The sequence below is a fragment of the Nocardia sp. NPDC003726 genome (assembly GCF_053586955.1).
This window is the reverse complement of sequence record NZ_JBSFNF010000017.1, coordinates 103,745-116,786: the sequence shown is the minus strand read 5'-3', so window position 1 is coordinate 116,786 and position 13,042 is coordinate 103,745. Positions and strand designations below refer to the sequence as shown.

Genomic DNA, 13,042 nt, shown 5'->3' with positions numbered 1-13,042 from the left:
GGCAGAGGGCGTGTGGGCTCAGCCATGGACGGGCTGGAGGAAGACGAAGATGTCGGTGTGCGCGATGGCGTGGCGCGCGTTGCCCGAGGGAGCAGGGCCGGGAGTCGCGGCGACGATCTGCCCGGAGATGGGGGCGGCGATGATGTGCTGGAGGTAGAGCAGATCGGCGGCCTGCGCGGCGGCCACGACCGAACCGGCCGGGTCGAACAGGATCCCGGAGTCGCTGTGTCGGCAGCGGGAGAAAACGACCAGCAACCCGCCCATCGCGAGGACTTCGGTCGCGAGCGCGGTGATGTGCTCGGCGGCGGCGATCGGGTCGAGGTGATCGGCGAGCAGACTCGCGACGACCAGATTCACCGGCTCACCGCGCCAGGTTCGGTCGGTGGGGGCGTCGAGTCCGTGGCGGCCCAGATCACCGATCGTGGACAGTGCGGCGGCGGTGTCGGGCTCGATGATCCGCAACGCCCCTCGTGTCACGGGGGCGGGCCAACCGAGCAGCATCACCCGCGCATCAGGCGCGGAGAATTCGGTGATCGTGTGAACCAGCGCCCGGTCGGGCCAGCGGTCGGTGGGATCGAGCGGTTCGGGTCCGAGCGCCCACAAGGTCGAGGGGATCGCCACGGCGGCGGTGGAGCGTGGACGGCGGGAGCTGGCGGGCATTGCGGCCTCCTGAGCGAGAGAGCGGTGTGTACTCGCTTACTTCCGCCAAAAAGCCGAAATCGGGACTCGGCTGCCCGATATTTTTTCTGAAAATTTCCTAAAGTCGACAATTGGGCCTCGGGAAGGCGGCCTGTTCCCTGCGGGTTCGGAAATTTTTTGAAGAATTTTTGTGCCGGATTGCCGATGGAGGAAGGTGCAATATCCGGACCATATCTGAAACATATCCAGTTCATATCCCGACGCTATCCGCAGCTTCACAAGTGCAGGTAGCCATACATATCCGAATGGATATCCGGCGGCCTGGCAGCGGCGTCGCGGGCGGTAGAGAAATATTCGCCAATCCGCCCAAGATATGAATTGGATATGTTTCAGATAGGTTTTGGGTGTGGTTTGGATAGGGTTTGGGTGCGTTTCGGATATGGGCGAGAGGTGTCCTTGCGGGGTCGGAAGTTCTCGACCGATCAAGGAGATCTGTAGTGACGAATTCACGCGTCGCGACATATGCAGGACCGGGCGGAAAGCCGGACTCGCCGCTGGCAGTGGTGTGGGCGGGCTTCGACCGGATGGCCGCCGAAACCCTGCCTGCCCACCCGCGCCCGGTGCCGACCTCGCAGCCCCCCGCCACCACGGTGCGGACCTGGGGGCAGTTGCGCGAGCGACTGTGGCGCCCGGCCACCCCGATGGCAGAGGTCGACGCGATCTGGGTGTGGCTGCTGCAACGAGTCCGCGCCAAGGAGCAGGGCGCGATGCTGGTGTGCGCCGGGCTGGCCGCGCCGATGCTGTCGCGGACCGCCAGCGGGTACGTAACCGCGAGCAGCACCGCCCGCCACGACGTCGAGTCCGAAATCCTGACCGCGTTCCTGGTCCACTTGCCGCGCGTCAGCGTGGACGAGCCGGGAGTCTGGCATCGGCTGCGTTGGGGTGCCTACCGCGCCGTCCTCAAGACGGCAACCCATCAGCGAACCAGCGTGACGGTGGTGGGAGACCTCGACCAGGATCTGGCCCCGCTGGGGGAGCGGGTGCGGGCGATCGGGGCCGGGCCGGGTCACCCCGAGACGGTGCTGGCCCAAGCCGTGGCCGCTGGAGTGATCTCCGCCGACGCCGCCGAACTTATCGCCGCGTCGCGGTGGGAGGGCCGGTCGCTGACTGCGCTGGCGGCCGAACAGGGTGTGTCGCTGTGGAAGCTGCGCAAGGCCCGGCCCCGTGCCGAGCGTGCGCTGCTGGCGTGGCTGTCAGATCGTGCCCGAGACATCGACCACGAGCGCACCAGCACGGTCGAAGCCGAGGCGGTCACAGCCCTCACGGCGCCGGACCGGTCACCGCGGCGAGGTCGCCGGCCGAACCCACCCACAGCGGTCCCGGCGCAGTCGAGCATCGAGCATGGGCAGGTGGCGGAATGAACACCAACCAGGGACATCTCAACCACGCGACGCCACGGTCGGCTCGGCATTGGCTGCGGGTGCTTCTGGTCGCGGCCACGACCGTGGTCCTGCTGGTACCGATCGCCGGATCTGCTTCAGCGGCACCACCGCACGCCGATGTGCTGGCCATCGCCTCGTCGTTGGGGGAGGTGATCGACAACGCCCGCAACTGGTTGGTGGGCATCCTGGCCGGGCTGGCGACATTGTTCTTGACCATCGCCGGAGCCCGCTATCTGCTCGGCGGCGGCGATCCCAGCGAGATCGAGAAGGCCAAAACCGCCTTCCGCGCCGCGTGCCTGGGATACGCGCTGGCGATGCTGGCACCGGTCGTTGTCGCCGTCCTCAAGTCCATCATCGGAGCCTGACCGTGATCACCTCGGCCCAGGCACCCCCGGCACCCGCCCGGTTCTCACCTGTCGCGCGCATCGCTGCCGCCAGCGCAGCGGCGGTGCTCGCCGCGGTCCTGATCGCGCTCACCAGTTCCGCCGGTGCCGCCGCCCAGCCCGCCACCCCGACACCGGCCCCGCCGGTGACCACCGCACCGGCCACACCCGCCCCGACAACCACTCCACCGACCACGACAACCCCGCGCCGGTGGGTGACACCGCCCTCGACCACCGCCCCGACACCGGCCCCGCCGACAACGACTGCGCCCGGCACGACAACGGCACCGACACCCGGATCCGGCTCGGGCTCGGGGTCGGGGTCGGCGGAGTGCGGGGTCACCAACATCAACGGTTGTGTGGAGAACGCGGTCGACGGGTTCTTCCGGCGCATCGTGGAGACCTCGCTCAACCCGCTACTGGAACTGCTCTCGCAAACCCTGCTCACCACACCGGAGCCGGGACAGGTACCCGAGATCGGGGCTCTGTGGAATCAGTCGTGGCAGATCGTGGTCGCGCTCTACGTCCTGGTCGTGATGGCCGCCGGGGCGTTGTTGATGATGCGCGAGAGCGTCCAAACCCAATGGTCGATCCGTGAACTCGCACCCCGCCTGGTGATCGGCTTCGGGGCGGGGGGATTGAGCATGATGATCGCTACCGCCGGAATCGGTTTCGCCAACGTCCTCGCCGGTGCACTGGCCGGAGACGGCGTCGACTCCGGCTCGGCTGCCGACGCGCTGTCCGAGCTGGCTGTCACCAGCAACCAGAGCCGAGGCGTGTTCGTGCTGCTGCAACTCGCGCTGTCGGTGATGCTGCTGGTGCTGCTCATCTCCTACGTCGTGCGGGTCACGATCACGATCCTGCTGATCGTGGGCGCGCCCTTGGCATTGATGTGTCACGGGCTGCCCGGCCTCGATGGCATCGCCCGTTGGTGGTGGCGCAGCTTCGCCGCGTGCCTGGCGATCCAGGTTGTGCAATCGCTGACGTTGGTGACCGTCCTGCGGGTCCTGCTGACTCCCGGTGGGTGGCATCTGTTCGGCCCGGACGCCAACGAGATTGCCGATCTCACTGTTGCTTTGGCGTTGATGTTCGTGTTGATCAAGACGCCGATGTGGTTGTTGTCGGTGCTCGAGATTGGGCAAGGCCGCAGCTTCCTCGGGTCGATCGTGCGCGGGTTCATCGCCTACAAGACCCTCGGCATGCTCAAAGGAGCCACCTCGAGCAGTGCTCGCTCCGCCGCGTCGGGGGGATCGGCACGGCGACTTCCGCGCCCTGCCCGCGCCCCACGAGCGCCTCGCACCGGCGCCAGCGATGGGCCGCCTGATTCGTACGCGTGGGTGCGCTCGACACGGGACGGGCAGCTCATGCTGCCCCTGGAAGGAGTCCGCCGGGTCGCGCGGCAACCCAGCCCGGCACCGACTGAGGCGACCGTCACCCCACCGCCGCGTCCGACCCGGGCACCGAGGGGACGCCAGCTCGCCTTCGACTTCACTCCGCCGGACCCGTACCGGGGCATCCGCGCCGGGGCCGGGGGACAGTACCCGCTCCCGATCCCGGTGCGCCGGGTCCGAACATCACCACCGGCTCCCGAGCCGCTGCCGCAGCGTCACGGTCGCCGCGCGACACCGCAACAACTTGCCTTCGACTTCACCGAGCCCACCCCGGCCGACCCGTACGCGCGTCTTCGCCCGACGCGCAGCGGCCAGTACCCGCTGCCGTTCCCCGTCACCCGGGTCAAACCCGCCCCGCCGCCACCGAACCCACAACAACCACCCGCACCGGCGCGTCCGGCAGGGCGGCAGCTGCATCTGCCCATGCCCGATCTGCCCGTGCGCCGCCGCGCGCCCCGCGCCCCGAGAGGAGGCACCCTCCAGTGAGCACCATCGTGCGCATCCCCGCCGACGTCGACCGCTCCGACCGGCTGCTGGGGCCCTTCACCGCCCGCCAACTCGCCGTCCTGGCCACCACCGCCGTACTGCTGTATTCGACCTGGGCCGCGACCCGATCCCTGCTGCCTCTGTCGGTGTTCGCCGTCGCCGCTGCCCTGGTGTTCGTCGTCGTCGCGGTCGCGGTGCTCACCCGCCGCGACGGCTTGTCGGCCGACCTGCTGCTCGTGGCCGCCATCCGTCACCGCCTCCGCCCACGCCACCTCGTCCGGACTCGCGTTCAGCTGGCCCCGAAGTGGATCTCCCGCCGTGCCACCACGACCCGGTCCCGCATGCCCGTCCCGGCAGCGTTGACAACGCAGGCGGCTCGACTGCCGGAATCGGTCACCGCCAGCGGCAGTGGTGGTGTCGGGGTGGTCGACCTCGGCGCCGACGGGCTCGCCGCCATCGCTGTCGCAGGCACCCTCAATCTGGGCTTGCGCACCCCGACCGAACAGGACATCCTCGTCGGCCAACTCGCGGGCTGGCTACACACTCTGCGCCAACCCGTGCAAATCCTCATCCGCTCGGCCCGCCTGGACCTGGCCGAGCACATCACCGGCCTGCACACCGCCGCCGCCCAGATGTCAGCCGACCTCGCCGGGGCAGCCCTCGACCACGCCGATCACCTCACCGAACTGGCTGCCCGCGAGGACCCGGTGCACCGACAGGTGCTGCTGATCTGGCGCGAACAGACCCAGCCCCTGACCGCGACCGAACTGCGGGCTCGGTTGTCCGGCCGCAGACGCGCGGGACGGGTGCTGTCGGGTGGTGCGCGGCGGGCGGCCGAGTCCCGGTTGCTGCGCCGGATGACCGAGGCCGCCGATATCCTTTCCCTTCTCGGGATCTCGGTGACTGCCCTCGACAACGACGCCGCCACCGCTGTGCTGGCCAGCTGCACCAACCCAGAGAGCGTGGTGTCCGCCGCCGCCGACATCGCCGCCACAGACACGGTCATCACTACCGACCCCGACAGCCGATCACCGGATCCGTTCGCCGAGGGCCTCGACCGGTTCGCGCCGGAGTCCCTCACCATCGGCACCCGCCATCTCGAGATCGGCTCCGACTGGAGTGCGACCCTTGCGGTTACCGGCTATCCGCGCGAGGTCACGGCCGGCTGGCTCGCGCCCTTGCTGACTCACCCGGGCAGAGTCGAGGTCGCCGTGCACGTCGAGCCGATCGACCCGGCCACTGCCGCCACCCGGCTGCGCCGCCAGCAGGCCCGCCTCGAATCCTCCCGGATGCACGATCTCGGCCGGGGCCGCCTGACCGACCCACAGATCGACGTCGCCGTCGAGGATGCCGCCGACCTGTCGGCGCGCGTCGCGCGCGCCGAAGCCCGGTTGTTCCGGGTCGGGGTGTATCTGACCGTGCACGCCGAGACGGAGACCGGACTGACCGAAGAGGTCGCCGCTGTCCGCGCTCTGGCGGCGAGCCTGCTCGTGGACACCTGCACCCTGTCCTACCGGGCAGCTCAAGCCTGGGTGACCACGTTGCCCCTCGGGCTCGACCTGATCCGGGTCCAGCGGACCTTCGACACCACTGCTCTCGCCGCGGCATTCCCCTTCGACTCACCCCAACTCCCTGCCGCCGACCCCGCCCAGGCCGCCCGGCCCCAGGGCGTCCTCTACGGCCGCGACGCCGCGTCGGGGTTGTTGTTCGTGGACCGGTTCGGGCCTGAGGCCCACAACCACAACCTCGTCGTCCTCGGGCGCAGCGGTGCGGGCAAGTCCTACCTGGTCAAAACCGAGATCCTCCGAGCCCTCTATCGCGGGATCGAGCAGGTCGTCATCGACCCCGAAGACGAATACCGCCGCCTCGCCGAGGCTGTGGGTGGCACTCACATCCGCCTCGGCGCACCCGGGGTCCGGCTCAACCCGTTCGATCTGGAAGTCCACATGCGGCCCGACGGCCGCCGCAGCGCCCCGGCCGATGCGCTCACCCGACGGAAGCTGTTCCTGCACACCCTGATCCAGCTACTGCTGGGGAACCAGACCGCCGCGCAACGGGCGGCCCTGGACGCCGCGCTGGCCGCCACATACACCGACGCCGGGATCACCGACGACCCCGCCACCTGGACCCGGCCCGCGCCCACCCTGAGCGGACTGCGCGACCAGCTCACTCGACTCGGCACGGCCGCCGGTGCCGAGTTGGCCGCCGGACTGCACCCCTACGTCGGCGAGGGTGCCTATGCCAGCGTGATCGACGGGCCGACCACCACCGAGCCCGAGGGTGGATTAGTTGTGTTTTCGCTACGGGAGCTGCCCGAGGAGCTGAAAACCATTGGCAATCTGTTGGTTTTGGATGCTACGTGGCGGCGGGTGTCGAATCCGGGACAGCGGCGGCCCCGCATGGTAACCGTGGACGAGGCTTGGCTGCTCCTGCGCGAGCAGGCGGGAGCACAATTCCTGTTCCGGGCAGCCAAGTCGTTCCGCAAGCATTGGGCCGGGCTCACCGTCGCGACGCAGGATTGCGCTGATGTGCTGTCGACGGAGCTGGGGCGCGCGATCGTGTCCAACGCCGCGACCCAAATCCTGCTACGGCAGGCACCTCAGGCCATCGACGAGGTCGCTACCGCCTTCCAGCTCTCCGACGGCGAGAAACAGTTCCTACTCTCCGCGGCACGGGGATCGGGGTTGCTCGCGGTCACCGGCACCGACCGGGCGGTGTTCGGGTCTCTCGCCTCGCCCGCCGAAAATGCGCTCATCACCACCAATCCCGGCGAACTCGCCGATAACGACGGCGACACCGACATTGAAATCGACGCTGCTGCACCGTGAACCCCGCTCACCGACCCCCACGATCCCGAGACAGCCGCGGCCGCGGCGAACGCGACACCGATGCCGATGCCGATGCGCAGGAGGAGGTGATGCTCGAGAACCGCGCAGCCTGAACCATTCGACTCTGCCCGCCCAACGAGTATATGCCCGCCGCGTCACCGCACCGGACAACCCCGACCGCCGTCCACCCGATGGTGTCCGGTCATACGGCTGGGACGTAACCCGCCCTGAATAGGCCGCTGCCGCGATAGCAGTGGGGGTCGGCCCCGGACCCACACCGGATCGGCCGGCAGGGCCTTAGACCCGTTGCAGGAGAGGGTAGTTGACGACTGTGCAGATACGGAGCGTTCATGGACCCGGATGTCCGGGCGATCCGGCCACCAGGCATAGCCCCAACCCAGACACACAGCCCCATTGCTGGTGGGGATAGCGCACCGCGCGCTCCCCAAATCTTGGAATAAACGAACAGACAGGACTTTCGATATGGACACGGATCGTTACTTGTACCTGGACCCGACAGCCTGGTACACAACCGAGGAGGTTGCCGCGCTGCTGAAGGTGGATGCCTCCAGCCTCCGCCGCTGGCGCACCGGCCAGGCGCCGCAAGGGCCGCCGTTCGTAGCCATCTCCGATCGTGTGATCCGCTACAGCGGTGCCGACGTGATGGAGTACCTGTCGAGCAGGCGCATCGATCCGAGGGCGGCGTGATGAGCGACCGCATCGCCGCCATTCCGCTCGGGGTCGCAGTCCGAGGCTATATCGAGGTCCGAGGCAAAGGCGGGATGGTTCGGGCTCGGGTCCGCTGGACCGATCCAGTGGCCAAGGCCCGGGACTCGAGGTCGAAGACGTTCGAATCCCAGGAGGAAGCCGAGAACTGGATTTCGGGGATCGAGCAGGCGGCCCTGCGCGGTGTAGATCCGAAGACCGCGACTGCGACGCTGGCCGAGTACGGGAATGCGCACTGGGATACCGCGATGCGGGGCGTGGAGCCGAAGACGCTCGATCCGTATCGGGCGGGCTGGCGGCGTCGTGTGGTGCCGACACTGGGTCATCTGCCGGTCACCATGATCACAACGGGTTTGGCCGATCGGGCGGTGGCGGGCTGGATCGCGGACGGCTGCGGAGAGTCCACGATCAAGAACACCTTGGCAGCACTGGCGCGGGTCCTGGATCAAGCCGTGCGCGACGAAGTCATCGATCGTAACCGGGTCGACGTGAGCGGGTGGCGTCGGCAGCTGGCGCGGCGCGAGGACGAGCTCGACGATCCGCGCGCGTTGGCGTTGCCGGATTGGGCCGCGCTCGAGCAGTTGATGACGGCGCTAACGGAAGCATCGGCCGGGCGATTTCGCGGCTGGGGCGATGTGGTGATGTTCGCGGCCTGCACGGCGACCCGGATCGGGGAGGTTTCGGGTTGCCGGGTCCGGGATATCGACACCGAGCAGTGGGTGTGGACGTTGCGGCGGCAGACGACGCCGGGGCCGGGTGGATTGCAAGACAAGGGCACGAAGGGCAAGCGGTCGCGTCCGATTCCGTTGATCGAGGAGATTCGTCCGCTGATCCTCAGGCGGATCAACGAGGCGCGCGCCCGCGTTGAACGTGGCCCGCAGGAGGCGAGCGAGAAGCAGCGGCGAGAGGCGCTGTTGGATGCTCGGCTGTTTGTCGGGCCTCGGGGAGGTCGCATCCAAACGGGAGTACTGCGGGATGCGACCCATTGGGACGAGGTTGTGACGAAGCTCGGATATGAGCATCTGCGGCGTCACGATCTCCGGCATACCGGGCTGACATGGTTCGCGGATGCCGGGGTTCCGCTGCATCGGCTTCAGCGGATCGCCGGGCACACTGATCCCAGGATCACGCAGCGGTATCTACACCCGGATATCGCGGCATTGCAGGAGGACGGCAATCAGCTGTCGCGGCACCTGCGGGGCAAGTCTGGCCCCAGATTGGCCCCAACTCTGCGGGCGATACCGTAGAAAAAAATCCCCTCCGATGCAGGTCGGAGGGGATTTTTCTATGTCGGGGTGAGCGTACGGTACTTGAAACAGTGGGAACCGGACTGGTTGAAGACGGTCATCGCCAAGATCAAGGCTGCTCCGCCCCGTCGGCCTGCGAAGACAGATGGCAGCACGGTTCAACCGCGGCGACTGGATTGGCGGCTGTCGCCCGACACCATCGCCGAGATGGTCGATGCCTACCGAGGCGGTACCTCCACCAACCTTACTGTGCGAGCGCTACGAGCTGTCGAAGGGTGGGCTGCTGGAGATCCTGGGGGAGCACGGCGGCAAGATGCGGAACCAGCCGATGACGGAGGAAGAGATCGACTGGGCCGTAAAGCTGTACGGAAGGGCGATTCGCTCAAGACCATCGCTCGCAAGCTCGGCGAGGCGAAGGGAAGCGTGTGGACAGCGCTTCAAAAGCGGCCAATTGCCGGTAATTGTCGGCCGTCAAACGGTTGCCACTCATTGTTCAACCCCGGATTCCAGTAGTAACCAATCAATCCTCGAATCAACACTTTTGTTCAGAGCTTGGCTGGGGTATCGGTTCCTTGCAAATCGCTCAGCTTGTATCGCCTTGAACATATCAAGAATCACGTCTCCCCACCCACGGCGGTCGTCGAATCGGCGTCGCCCGCATAGGAGGCCGGATGTCCTGCAACCGCGGCAAAACCTCCGTGTCTACATCCTCACGCCACCAGCGTTTATGTCCGGCTGGGGCTGGCAGCGGCTCCATCTGGTCCGTATTCGCTTCCATCAGTCGAACGATGCGACCGTCTGGATCGGCCTGTTCCGAATCGGCTGCCCGACCCTCATCGTCACTGTGACAGTGACTTGGCAGGAACTGGTGCCTGCCCGGGGTGTGCATTCCTCTCCACCACATCCCGACTCGGAAGCACAGCACGGCCGTGAAGAACACCGAAGCGGGCCATAGGATGATGGCCAGCGACGACGGCACGATCAGTCGTCTTGGGACAGCGACAGGCTGCCCCAGCCGCCTTCGTCCAGCAGCAGCAAGTATGCCGCCTCCAGATGCACGATGCACTCGTCCGGGTGGTGAAGCCGATGGATGTGCCGCAGTTCCCACGCCCGCGCTGGAGTGAGGTCCATCAAGTGCACCTGGCACATGAACTCGGCCAGCTTGCCGTCGGCTTGGACAAAAGTGTTATGCGGCACCGGCCCTGGCGTGGTCATGCCGAGTCTCCGCCCTCGCTGTCCCCCGACGGTGGCCATACCCGCCGCGGTGGGAACTCGGTACCGTCTCCTTCCGGCCCCTGTTCTTTCGGCAGTCTGAGCTGCCCACCTTGAACTGCCTCCACCAACTCGTCGAAGGATTCGATGCACCACGAGAGTTCGGCTGCATCGCGCTTGTGGTGGTTGGCGTCATGCTGACGAAGGGCGTACAGCACGTACTTCCACACCAACCACGCCACCCACTGGCCGTAGGTTGACGTGCTTACCGGCGCATCAGCCTGGTAGACAACGCTTTTGATGTGCCCACCGGCTTCACGGTCGATGAGCCAGATGTACAAGTTGAGCTGCTCGTTGATCTTGGTCGAGTCTTTCGGCCGCTCGTCGTGAACGTGGCGCCAGATTCCAACCAACTCCCGTGCGCCGCGCAGAATGACCGTGCTCGGTTCTTCCACTCCGGCGCAGATCCGCAGAAACGGTCCGGCATTCGGCAGCGGCCAGTCGGGCTGGGCTTCAACCGGCGGCACCGTGAATGCTAGCGGCGTGTCGGGAGTGAGACCGTACAAGACATGGTGCGGGCGGTCTTGGAGCATAGAAGTGCGTCCCTTCAATATCCAAAATTTGAAAAATACTGAGCGGCAGCATTTTTCGGTGCTAGTTCCACAAATCACCGCAGGGAAGCGGCGGCAAATCGGGACGTACGTCATCGTCGATCGTGACGGCCAGGTCCAGTTCGGTGAATGCGCCCGCCAACTCGTCCGCTACGTTCTGTGCCTGCTCGGCGCTGGCCTGGTAGTCGAGCGTGAGGGCACCGCTTTCGATGTGGATGTGACGCGGCCTGCTGCGCATTCCGGTTGCCTCTCCCTTGCGGTTTGGCCGTTGTCCGGCGGGCTGGTGCGGTCCAGAATTCGCGTAACCCTGGTCAGGGGCTATACCGCGTTGGCTCGCCGCGTTATGCGTCCGGTGTATAGGCCGGACGTCACGAAGGGATTAGGCTCGGCGTGATTCACCCCGAAGTTCGGTGAAAGTCCAGGTCAGCGGTATAATTCAGGATGAAAGGAAACGCGCCCGTATGAGCGTCACGACTGAATCCAGTCACGAAACCAAGCCCCAGCGTCACAAGGTCACTGGCGATGTCCATCTGCTGCTGCGCCGCGGCAACGAGGTGCTGTTCGGCCAGCGTCAGAACACCGGCTTTAAAGATGGGGCATGGCACCTGCCTTCGGGTCACCTTGAGGCCGGCGAATCCGTCATCGACGCGCTCATACGCGAAGCCGCCGAAGAGATCGGTGTGACGATCGCACGCGACGAGGTGCACTTCAGCCACATCATGCACAACTCGTCGTCCGGCGGCCGGATGGCCTTCTTCTTCACGGTCCGGACCTGGCAGGGCGAACCGACCAACCTGGAGCCGGATAAGTGCAGCGGCCTCGAATGGTTCGATGCAGATGCCCTGCCCGACCACATGATTGACTACTGCAGCACAGCCATGCAGCACATTGCCAAGGCCAGCGTCTTCTCCGTCTACGGCTGGTGAGAATCATGGCGGTACGTGCTGACGGCCCGATCGTCTGTGTCTCGTATCTTGCCCTGGCCGAACTTTGGAGCGTGCCGCTGTTTCCGGTTGCCAACCACGGTGCCGAGGTTCGGGCCACCGAGCAGTCCATCGCTGCCGATGGCCCGATGGCTGCGGCGGTGCTAGCGGCGTTGGATGCGCCACTCACTTTCGTAGCCAACGACATTGGTGACGATGAGGACGGCCGGAGTGTCCGTACCTGGCTGCAGCGCCGCAATGTCATGACGACCGCCATGTCCGACCCCGACGTCGTCACGCCGTGGATGGTGGTGATCGCTGATCAGCACCACACCCGGACGTGGTTCGCGTATCTGCCGGGTGTGGCAGAGCAGCTCGCCGCTGTCGACCTGTCACCGATTACCACGGCGTCGTTCGTGTACGTCGATGCCTACCAGCTCATCGAGACAGCGGCGGTGCGAGTGATGGAAGCCGCGCGTGCGGCGCAGGTGCCGGTGCTCGTCAACCTCGGCGGATCGCCGCTGTCGGGTGGAATTCGGTCCGCGGCGGCCGGCTACGAAAAGCTGCTCGTGCAAACCAACGTCGATGACAGCGCCCACGCCGAAGCGTTCACCGTCGCCCGATCGCTGCTGGCGGAAAGCAACGCGGCCTGGGTGGTGGTGACGGCCGGGGCCTTCGGTGCCGTAGCCGTCAGCGGCACGGAGGAGATCGCCGTACCCGCCTTTCCGGTGAATGCGCGGCATACCCATTGCGCTGGCGCCGCGTTCTCCGGCGGGCTGCTCTATGGTCTGCGGGAGGGGTGGTCGATGGCTCGCAGTATGGTGCTCGGGTCGGCAAGTGGGGCACTGCGGTGCGCACGACACCACAGTGCCCCACTGCCGACCCTGGCGGAGCTGGAGGCCGTCGTCGCTGGCGGTGGTCTCCAGCGTCAGCAGTCACGCCACGCTAGCTAATCCGATGCATGTCGTGACCGCACTCGCCCGTGAGGCGCGACATGTCGCAGCCGCGTAGGCAGTGATACATCCGGTCCACACGAGGTGGTTCGCCAGCGCCGTGGCCCTCGATGGGGCTATCGACGTAGCGGACCGGCTCATTGCAGTATTTGCACTTCTTCGTGCTCAGTGTGCTCACGGGCAGAGCGTAACCCGAGGGAC

The 13,042-nt window shown here is 66.6% G+C and carries 13 protein-coding genes; 8 read left to right on the top strand and 5 right to left on the bottom strand.

What is annotated here, in order from left to right; translation table 11 throughout:
• Window positions 1-18: 18 nt before the first annotated feature.
• Window positions 19-660 carry a hypothetical protein gene (locus tag ACWDMM_RS22300; RefSeq protein ID WP_449939239.1) on the bottom strand — a complete coding sequence of 214 codons (642 nt, stop codon included), beginning with the start codon at window positions 658-660 and terminating at the stop codon, window positions 19-21.
• A 476-nt stretch (window positions 661-1,136) separates the two neighbouring features.
• On the opposite strand from ACWDMM_RS22300, the gene ACWDMM_RS22295 reads away from it, so the two are divergent.
• Both ACWDMM_RS22295 and ACWDMM_RS22290 read left to right on the top strand, forming a co-directional pair.
• On the top strand, window positions 1,137-2,060 hold the full coding sequence (locus ACWDMM_RS22295; RefSeq protein WP_449939237.1) for a hypothetical protein: 924 nt from the start codon (window positions 1,137-1,139) through the stop codon (window positions 2,058-2,060).
• Window positions 2,057-2,446, top strand: a complete 390-nt coding sequence (locus ACWDMM_RS22290; protein WP_449939234.1) for a pilin — start codon at window positions 2,057-2,059, stop codon at window positions 2,444-2,446. The genes ACWDMM_RS22295 and ACWDMM_RS22290 overlap by 4 nt, the downstream gene beginning before the upstream one ends.
• Here the strand turns inward: ACWDMM_RS22290 and ACWDMM_RS22285 are convergent.
• Window positions 2,433-2,813: a hypothetical protein gene (locus tag ACWDMM_RS22285; protein ID WP_449939232.1), complete on the bottom strand. Its 381-nt coding sequence runs from the start codon at window positions 2,811-2,813 to the stop codon at window positions 2,433-2,435. The two genes, ACWDMM_RS22290 and ACWDMM_RS22285, sit on opposite strands and share 14 nt — an antisense overlap.
• A gap of 10 nt (window positions 2,814-2,823) precedes the next feature.
• On the opposite strand from ACWDMM_RS22285, the gene ACWDMM_RS22280 reads away from it, so the two are divergent.
• From ACWDMM_RS22280 to ACWDMM_RS22265, 4 genes are all read left to right on the top strand, one after another.
• Entirely contained in the window at window positions 2,824-4,341 is a 1,518-nt protein-coding gene (locus ACWDMM_RS22280) for a hypothetical protein (RefSeq protein ID WP_449939230.1), read from the top strand.
• On the top strand, window positions 4,338-7,169 hold the full coding sequence (locus tag ACWDMM_RS22275; protein WP_449939227.1) for a TraG/VirB4 family ATPase: 2,832 nt from the start codon (window positions 4,338-4,340) through the stop codon (window positions 7,167-7,169). Before ACWDMM_RS22280 ends, ACWDMM_RS22275 begins: the two co-directional genes overlap by 4 nt.
• A 483-nt stretch (window positions 7,170-7,652) precedes the next feature.
• Window positions 7,653-7,877, top strand: a complete 225-nt coding sequence (locus tag ACWDMM_RS22270; protein WP_274751659.1) for a helix-turn-helix transcriptional regulator — start codon at window positions 7,653-7,655, stop codon at window positions 7,875-7,877.
• Window positions 7,877-9,142 carry a site-specific integrase gene (locus tag ACWDMM_RS22265; RefSeq protein ID WP_449939223.1) on the top strand — a complete coding sequence of 422 codons (1,266 nt, stop codon included), beginning with the start codon at window positions 7,877-7,879 and terminating at the stop codon, window positions 9,140-9,142. Before ACWDMM_RS22270 ends, ACWDMM_RS22265 begins: the two co-directional genes overlap by 1 nt.
• Before the next feature lie 981 nt (window positions 9,143-10,123).
• Here ACWDMM_RS22265 and ACWDMM_RS22260 read toward each other — a convergent pair.
• From ACWDMM_RS22260 to ACWDMM_RS22250, 3 genes are all read right to left on the bottom strand, one after another.
• On the bottom strand, window positions 10,124-10,357 hold the full coding sequence (locus tag ACWDMM_RS22260) for a hypothetical protein (RefSeq protein ID WP_449939221.1): 234 nt from the start codon (window positions 10,355-10,357) through the stop codon (window positions 10,124-10,126).
• Window positions 10,354-10,947 carry a hypothetical protein gene (locus tag ACWDMM_RS22255; RefSeq protein WP_449939218.1) on the bottom strand — a complete coding sequence of 198 codons (594 nt, stop codon included), beginning with the start codon at window positions 10,945-10,947 and terminating at the stop codon, window positions 10,354-10,356. The genes ACWDMM_RS22260 and ACWDMM_RS22255 overlap by 4 nt, the downstream gene beginning before the upstream one ends.
• A 61-nt stretch (window positions 10,948-11,008) precedes the next feature.
• On the bottom strand, window positions 11,009-11,203 hold the full coding sequence (locus ACWDMM_RS22250; RefSeq protein ID WP_449939214.1) for a hypothetical protein: 195 nt from the start codon (window positions 11,201-11,203) through the stop codon (window positions 11,009-11,011).
• Between the two features lie 223 nt (window positions 11,204-11,426).
• Between ACWDMM_RS22250 and ACWDMM_RS22245 the strand changes: the two genes are divergently transcribed.
• Window positions 11,427-11,891 (top strand): NUDIX hydrolase, encoded by a 465-nt coding sequence (locus tag ACWDMM_RS22245; RefSeq protein WP_449939212.1) that lies wholly within the window; start codon window positions 11,427-11,429, stop codon window positions 11,889-11,891.
• Between the two features lie 5 nt (window positions 11,892-11,896).
• Entirely contained in the window at window positions 11,897-12,841 is a 945-nt protein-coding gene (locus ACWDMM_RS22240; protein ID WP_449939209.1) for a carbohydrate kinase family protein, read from the top strand.
• Window positions 12,842-13,042 lie beyond the last annotated feature (201 nt).